Here is a 7,672-nt window from a genome sequence, read left to right on the forward strand (position 1 = left end):
GATAAGGCAACATCGAATCGCTCCGCTCTTCGTGTTTTCTTTATATCCGCCAGCTCAGTCCAGTCCATACGCCGCTGACCAAGGTGCTTCCGCTTTTAAACTAGGAGTCTTCACCGTTCCCCTCCAACCCTTATCCATCTGACATAACGAACCGATTTATCTCGAAACTGAGTCTTCAACAAACGGGAGATTATCTTTAACAAGATACACTGAAACTATCGAAGAAAAAAGAGGAATATCGTTTTTTTCCTGACAGACTCTTTTATGAGAAGCGTTCTATCAACTATAATAAGAATTACAACGAAAATATCAGAAAAGTCAGAATGGTTGTCTCATATAGTAAAGAAAAGGAGGACGGGCTGGTGGAGCATCCATTATTACCGTTTAGAGAAGTCTGGAAAGCAAAGAAACGCATTCGAGAGATCGTTGATGGTCCAACACCTTTAATATATTCTGAGCATCTTTCCCAACATGCGGGCTCACATGTCTACTTGAAGCTTGAACACCTTCATCCCACCGGATCATTTAAGCTGAGGGGGGCTGCGAACAAAATCCTCTCTCTGACACCGGAGGAAAAAGAGAAAGGAGTCGCTACTTTTTCTACAGGAAACCATGGAATCGCTGTCTCCTATGTGGCGGGAAAATCTAACATTCCGTGTGTCGTCTGTATATCTAATCGTGTACCCGCGGCTAAAGTCGATCGTTTGAAGCGTCTGGGAGCTCAAGTAGAAGTGGTGGGGGAAAGTCAGGATGATGCTGAAGCCCGCTGCTATGAACTTCAGAGAGAAGCTGGTATGACTGTTATCAAACCCTTTGACGACCGGGAAGTGATTGCAGGTCAAGGGACCATTGGACTTGAAATTATGGAGCAGTGTCCGGAAGTGGATCAGGTAATTATTCCTTTATCAGGGGGAGGATTACTATCAGGTATTGGGGCTTCTTTAAAGAGTATTGATCCTGACATTCAAATCACGGGGGTTTCGATGGAAAAGTCAGCGGTTATGTATGAGAGCCTGCTAAAGGGCAAGCCGGTTATCCTGAAAGAAGAAGATACGCTTGCGGATAGTCTGCTTGGCGGCCTCGGTCCTAATAATGAGTACACCTTTTCATTAACACAGACTTTTTTAGACGAAGCAAAATTGGTTTCTGAAGCATCGATTGGGAGCGGAATTTTATTCATGCTGAACCATCACAAAATGGCGGTGGAAGGCGCTGCTGCAGCTGGTGTCGGCTGGCTGCTTAACGAAAAGAGTGCTAAAGGTAACCATGTCGTACTAGTGGTCAGCGGAAACAACATTGACCAACACACCATCGATCACTTAATTAAGAATCAATAGGGCAGGAGTGAAGCGAATGGGAGTTACAGTGGAAAAAGTGCTGCGGTTACCTATTTTTGAACAAGCCAAAGTGTTAACTAAGATCACAGATAAGCCCGTACAATGGATATCCGTAATCGAGACACCTGTGGAAAATTTTGTGAGAAATAATGAATTTGTGCTGAGTACCGGGGTGGGATGCGGAGACGATATAACGGCACTTGAGGAATATGTGAAGGATGTTATTCGTGCAGATGCTTCAGCTCTCGCTTTTGCTACAGGACGATATATTTACAAAATACCGGATCGTATTCTGAAAATAGCAGAGGAACACAATTTTATGATTATGGAAATTCCATGGGAAGTGAGGTTCGGAGATATTCTGCAGGATGTTCTTCGTTTAATAAGTGAAGAAAAGCAGACCGGACAGCAGCGGGCCGAAACCATCCGCCAGGAATTGATTAATTGTGTATTGAACGGCAAAGGATTGCAGGAAATCACCACGATTCTTTACGATAATACTCATATTCCTGCTGCTATCAGTGATCATAATAAACAAATCAGGGCTAATCAGCAATTCGACCGTTATTTTCTGGACGTGCTGAACGGAAAAGAGAACGAAGCGTTTCAACTCGTTTCTCCCGAGCCTTTTAGTGATCATCCATTAGTTCATTACATTGAAAAATATGAGATTGGTCCGCATTTTTGCTATCAGCTGACGATTCTTTCAAATTATAAAAAGCAAGGATATCTGCTGTTTAAGCCCGAGGAGGACCAAGAATTGTCATGGGTGGATTTATCGATTTTAGAGCATACGTTAACGGCGTGCGCTTTATATTTTGTGAAAGAAAACGCAATCGAAATGACCGAAATCCGGTTGAAAGATAACTTTTTACTGGAACTTGCTAAAACGGAAGTTGATATCGATAAGTCGCTCCTGGCAAAAGCTCACCTCCTTGGATATGATTTAGAGAAACCATATGTATGTCTCGTAGGGGATATTCGATTTAAAAAGCAGATTGATGGTCCCGTAGGATCAGAGGAACATTCGGTCCAATCTTCTTCCATGCATAGCCGGAACTACTATATTCAAAAGGAAGTGACACATGCGGGCGATGTGCTGAAGCGGCAGACGATGACCACGTTTGATGAAGGAGAAGTCATTGTTTATATAGAAGCGGACGCCAAGACATATCCGGAGACAGCCAATCAGTTTCTTGATCTTGTGGAGCGGCGCCTTCACGAATTACTTGCCGGTATAACGATTTCCTGGGGAGTCTCCTGCCATAAAGATGGCCTGTACAACTTCCACCAGAGCTACGAAGAGGCCGCTACCGCTTTAAATATCGGACGCCAGAAACATGAAGATGGTGACCGCACTTTTTTCAGTGATACGCGAATGAATCGCTTGTTAATGGCCCTATCACATGAAAAAGAAATTGAGTTTATTGTCCAGAATACCTTGGAGAAACTAATCGAATATGATCAGCGAAGACAGACCGACTTAATTCATACGTTCATTGTTTATAACAAATACAACAGTAACGTAAGCCAGACAGCCCGTGCCTTAAATCTTCACCGACAGTCATTGCTGCATCGCTTAAGGAATATTGAACAATTAACAGGGCTTTCCTTATTGGATGCAGATGATCTTTTCCTCCTGGAGCTCAGTGTACGCTTATGGATGTTGAAGAAAATAGAAAAATGAGCGCTTCTTCTGTAAAGGAGCCGCTCATTTTTATTTATTATCTGTCGGCGACGATTGTTTCTAAGTCCTCGTTCCTTGAATCAATTCTAGTTAATTGAATCTCCCATACATCCTTTTCCTTAACGTAAGAAATCATCTCTACGGCTAAAAGTTTGTCCCCCGGAATCTCCATAATAGCTTTAGACAGAGCCTCAGAAGCTTCTAAATCTGCACCCTCTACATGGCTCATTTCGAGAATCTTCACTTCTTCTGCTTCTGCCTGAGAGGGGAAGGATTCACGGACCCCATTTTTCACCCACACTTCTACCTGTTTACCTACCCAGCGGTCTTTAGGTGCGCCTGAGACCCACATCGCATTCGCAGTACTCTCAGAATTAGAGTCCAAGGGGGACACCACTAGAATTTGGTCCTTTTTCTGCTCCATAACAAATCCAGTAATTTCAGGAGGCGCAGGGTTTTCTTGTTCAGGTGATTTTTTGGAATCACTATCAGAATTAGAAGTTGGTGCAGAGCCGCAACCGGCCAGAATCATAGCTATGAAAAATATGCATCCCCAAGCTTTCATAGACTTGCCTGCCTTTCTATTTGTATTTTTTTGAATAATTTTCCATGACATCTATCTTTAACTTTGTTATAGTATAAAACAACCAAGTGAATCTATGATTATAACTACTAGGGGAGCCTGAATAGGCTGAGAGGAAAGCAAAGTAGCATTCCGACTCTTAAGAACCTGATCTGGTTAAGACCAGCGGAGGGAAGTAGTCTACTATTTTTATTAGACATTACCCTTTTAAGTCAGGTCCTTCCCAGGATCTGGCTTTTTTATTTTTCCCCTACGGAAGGGAGGGCAGAAATGAACAAAACAAGACTACTAACGACTATGGCTGCATTTGTTGCGATTGGAACACTTGGTGCCCAGCTGCTCTGGTTTCCAGCAGGAGTTGCAAAGGCTTATCCAGTCCAGCATGCAGTAAATGTGATGGCAGCTGTTACACTTGGTCCTTTACCAGCTGTAACTATAGCTTTTATGATCGGTCTATTACGCCTCCTCCTGGGGTTAGGCACCTTGCTCGCGTTTCCTGGAGGAATGATCGGTGCTTTTCTTGCGGGTATCTTATACAAATGGGTTCACAATAAAATGGCAGCTGTTGCCGGTGAAGTGCTTGGTACCGGGGTTATTGGAGCCTTATTCGCTGTTCCATATGCCAACTTACTCATGGGCAGCTCATCTGGAGCTCTGGTATTTCTTCCATCTTTTTTAGTCAGCAGTATATCGGGCGCTATGATAGGATGGATCATCGTCACAAGAGTTAAATTGGAAAAATATATCTTACAACCATAATACACGGAAACTACTAGGGGCGCGAGTGTTCGCTGAGATAAGGAAATAAATTCCTTGGTCCCTTAACACCTGATCTGGATCATGCCAGCGGAGGGAAGTAGTAAGCAGCCCCACTCTCTCCCTCCCTTAGTAGCTTCCGAAAAAATCAGGAGGCATATTCATGTCATTTACAGAACAGTTAAGACAAGAAAATCATGATATATTTGAAAGAATTTTTCATCATCCTTTTGTTGAAGGGATTGGAAATGGTCGTCTTCCCTCGGAATCTATTGCTCATTATATAAAAGCAGACTACGAATATTTAAATGCGTTTATGCACATTTATGGAATTGCAATTTCCAAGTCTTCGGAGCGTGAAGATATTCAATATTTTAACGAACAGGTTCATTTTGTTCTTCATAGTGAAGTACATCCCCATCATAATTTGTGCGAGTATATCGGTATTCGGTACGAGGATCTTCAAGGTTACCCACTCCCTCCAACGGCTGATCATTATGTGAAGCATATGATGTACCATGCTCAAATGGGAGGTCTTGGTGAAATTATTGCCGCACTGCTCCCATGTCCCTGGACTTATTTAGAGATAGGGAGATATTTGATGGAGGAGTATGAGCCTGACCAAGATCATCCTTTTTATCCCTGGATAAAATTCTATGCCGAAAGCGAGATGCAAATTCTGACGGATCATTTACGAAGCCGGCTGGATCATTTAGCTGAACAGGCTTCAGAAAAAGAACTCAGTCGTATAAGAGATGCGTTTCGGAAAAGCTGTCAGCTGGAATGGTCTTTTTGGGAAATGGCTTATACATGTGAAGAATGGATTGAAGGAAAGGCGGTGGATGTTAAATGAACCACGTTCCATGCGCATTGACTATTGCGGGTACAGATCCAAGCGGAGGGGCAGGTATCCAGGCGGATTTAAAGACATTCCAGGAATTAAAATGCTACGGGATGTCCGTGATCACATCTGCTGTTGCTCAAAATACAACGGGGGTAAAGGATATTCACCATCTTCCCCTTGATTTCCTGGAAAAACAACTGCAGTCGATTTCTGAAGATATGCCAGTCCATGCTGTAAAAACAGGAATGGTCGCTCAAAAAGATATGATGCAAGTAATAGCTGACTGGATCCCACAGATCCAAGCTTATTATGTAATGGATCCCGTTATGATTTCTCAAAGTGGTGATTCTTTAAGTGAGGAAGAATCACGGGAAGTGTTACGAAAACAACTGCTACCTTTAACGTCTTTAGTAACCCCTAACATCCCGGAAGCGGAAGAGATAACCGGAAAAAGGATTGAAACGGAGGAAGACATGAAAGAAGCGGCTGAAGCTATCGTTAAGAACTTCGGAGCAGGTGCAGCCTTAGTCAAAGGCGGACACAGAGAAGGGACAGCCATCGATTATTTATTTGATGGAAATGAGATCCATGCCTTCGAATCAGAACGTATTCAAACAAAAAACACTCATGGGACCGGCTGTACGTATTCAGCAGCGATTACTGCTTACCTGGCAAAGGGATTCTCGCTAGTTGAAGCTGTCAAACAAGCTAAATATTTTGTAACAGAAGCGATTCGATATTCCTTCGATCTAGGCCATGGCAGCGGTCCGACCAATCATTTTGCTGCTCGTAAGGAGGTTTCTAACAAATGGATATGAATATTATTAAAGAAGTGCGTGAAAAGCAGCCGCTGATTCATCATATTACGAATCAGGTGGTAATGAACTTCAGCGCAAATGGTTTACTTGCTTTTGGAGGTTCCCCTATCATGGCACATGCCGAAGAAGAGGTTGAGGATGTATCGCGTCTTGCCGACGGTGTTCTTCTTAATATAGGGACATTAACAGAAAATCAAGTAAGTGCCATGATTACAGCAGGCCAGGCAGCTAATAAGGCAGGGGTTCCTGTGGTAGTGGATCCGGTTGGAGCACCTGCCACTAAATTCCGCTCGAAAAGTATTCAAACCATTTTAGAAAGAGTTAAACCTTCCGTAATTAAAGGAAATGCTGGTGAGCTTGCCCATTTAATAGGAGAAGAAGTAGAGACAAAAGGGGTGGAATCGACAGGTACGGGGAACGAGAAATCAATTGCGGAAAGAGTAGCACAAACTTATAAGACGACCGCTGTTGTCACAGGAAAAATGGATGTAGTTTCTGATGGGGCCGAAATACGGACTAATTCAACAGGCAACCCTCTATTAGCAAAGGTGACAGGGACCGGATGCCTTCTCGGATCGATTCTTGCTGCTTGCATGTCTGCAAATGGATCAAGTGTAACCAAGATCCATACAGCTCTGGAATTTTTCGGAGCGGCGGCTGAATATGCAGCCTCTCAAGATGAAGTACAGGGACCAGGAACATTTTCTCCCCTTTTCCTCGATGCATTGGCTATGGATCCTGATCAATTGAGGAGAGAGGAATAGTGACATTATCTAAGCAGTTAAGAAAGTATTTCGTGATGGGCAGCCAGGACACAGACAGGGATCCTGAAGCTGTCCTGGAAAAAGCTATTGAATCAGGGATAACCGCTTTTCAGTATAGAGAAAAGGGAAAAGGATCACTTGAAGGAGAGGCTAAGCTTGAGCTTGGCAGAAAGTTAAGAGGCATTTGCCATGAGAAGGGGGTCCTCTTCATAGTCAATGATGATTTAGATATGGTTGAACCGCTGGAGGCAGACGGGATTCATGTAGGTCAGGAAGACATAAGTGTGGAAGTCATAAGGTCGCAATTTCCAGACAAGATCCTCGGCTTATCCGTTTCAACAGAGGAGGAAGTAATTCAAAGTTCGTTAGAAAAGGTCGACTATCTTGGAGCTGGTCCTGTCTTTCAAACGAGCACGAAGGAAGACGCCAAGCCTGTGGTCGGAACCGTCTGGATTAAGCAGCTGAGAGAGGCGTATCCGGATTTACCGATCGTTGGCATCGGAGGGATTAATACGGAAAATGCCTCATTGGTTATAGAAGCAGGAGCTGCTGGAGTTGCCGTGGTTTCAGCTATTACACACGCCGAATCGATAGCGGAAGCGGTAAAACGTCTATAACGAAACTTGGAGTGCGGGACTTCTACTAAACTCTGATCAACATCAATAATGGTGCACACTTATTCAACAATAGGGCCGTTTAGTTGAAGACTCAGTTTCGAGATATCTTTGGCCCGTTACGATATGAGGAGGGGGCTGGTGGGGAAATAACTCGTCTTGTTCCATCACCCAGACACTCGAGACATAAGCCGTTCATCAACGGACGGCAAGACCACCGTCCTTTTGATGCTCGGCTTATGCTGTTCGTGTCTTTCGGGGTAATTCCA

8 protein-coding genes and 2 riboswitches are annotated in these 7,672 nt (G+C 43.7%); of the genes, 7 read left to right on the forward strand and 1 reads right to left on the reverse strand.

Translation table 11 applies throughout. The annotated features are described in order from the left end of the window. The first annotated feature begins 362 nt into the window (after window positions 1-362). Both WAM07_RS09400 and WAM07_RS09405 read left to right on the forward strand, forming a co-directional pair. Window positions 363-1,337: a pyridoxal-phosphate dependent enzyme gene (locus WAM07_RS09400; RefSeq protein WP_422166310.1), complete on the forward strand. Its 975-nt coding sequence runs from the start codon at window positions 363-365 to the stop codon at window positions 1,335-1,337. Between the two features lie 16 nt (window positions 1,338-1,353). Next, complete coding sequence (locus WAM07_RS09405) at window positions 1,354-3,024, forward strand: PucR family transcriptional regulator (protein ID WP_422166312.1); 1,671 nt, start codon at window positions 1,354-1,356, stop codon at window positions 3,022-3,024. A gap of 37 nt (window positions 3,025-3,061) precedes the next feature. On the opposite strand, the gene WAM07_RS09410 is transcribed toward WAM07_RS09405, so the two are convergent. Next, window positions 3,062-3,589, reverse strand: a complete 528-nt coding sequence (locus WAM07_RS09410; protein WP_422166313.1) for a DUF3221 domain-containing protein — start codon at window positions 3,587-3,589, stop codon at window positions 3,062-3,064. 99 nt (window positions 3,590-3,688) lie between these two features. After that, a riboswitch (TPP riboswitch) is annotated at window positions 3,689-3,798 on the forward strand. 79 nt (window positions 3,799-3,877) lie between these two features. Between WAM07_RS09410 and thiW the strand changes: the two genes are divergently transcribed. From thiW to thiE, 5 genes are all read left to right on the forward strand, one after another. Then, entirely contained in the window at window positions 3,878-4,366 is a 489-nt protein-coding gene (gene thiW, locus WAM07_RS09415) for an energy coupling factor transporter S component ThiW (protein ID WP_422166315.1), read from the forward strand. A gap of 5 nt (window positions 4,367-4,371) precedes the next feature. Then, window positions 4,372-4,479, forward strand: a riboswitch (TPP riboswitch). A gap of 47 nt (window positions 4,480-4,526) precedes the next feature. Then, window positions 4,527-5,216 (forward strand): thiaminase II, encoded by a 690-nt coding sequence (gene tenA, locus WAM07_RS09420; RefSeq protein WP_422166317.1) that lies wholly within the window; start codon window positions 4,527-4,529, stop codon window positions 5,214-5,216. Further along, entirely contained in the window at window positions 5,213-6,025 is an 813-nt protein-coding gene (gene thiD / locus WAM07_RS09425; RefSeq protein WP_422166319.1) for a bifunctional hydroxymethylpyrimidine kinase/phosphomethylpyrimidine kinase, read from the forward strand. The genes tenA and thiD overlap by 4 nt, the downstream gene beginning before the upstream one ends. After that, window positions 6,016-6,789, forward strand: a complete 774-nt coding sequence (gene thiM, locus WAM07_RS09430) for a hydroxyethylthiazole kinase (RefSeq protein WP_422166321.1) — start codon at window positions 6,016-6,018, stop codon at window positions 6,787-6,789. The genes thiD and thiM overlap by 10 nt, the downstream gene beginning before the upstream one ends. Before the next feature lie 35 nt (window positions 6,790-6,824). Then, the gene (gene thiE, locus WAM07_RS09435) at window positions 6,825-7,406 is read left to right on the forward strand and encodes a thiamine phosphate synthase (RefSeq protein ID WP_422166322.1); all 582 of its coding nucleotides are present in this window, start codon (window positions 6,825-6,827) and stop codon (window positions 7,404-7,406) included. Window positions 7,407-7,672: the final 266 nt, after the last annotated feature.

Source organism: Halobacillus sp. (genome assembly GCF_049282395.1).
GTDB lineage: Bacteria > Bacillota > Bacilli > Bacillales > Halobacillaceae > Halobacillus.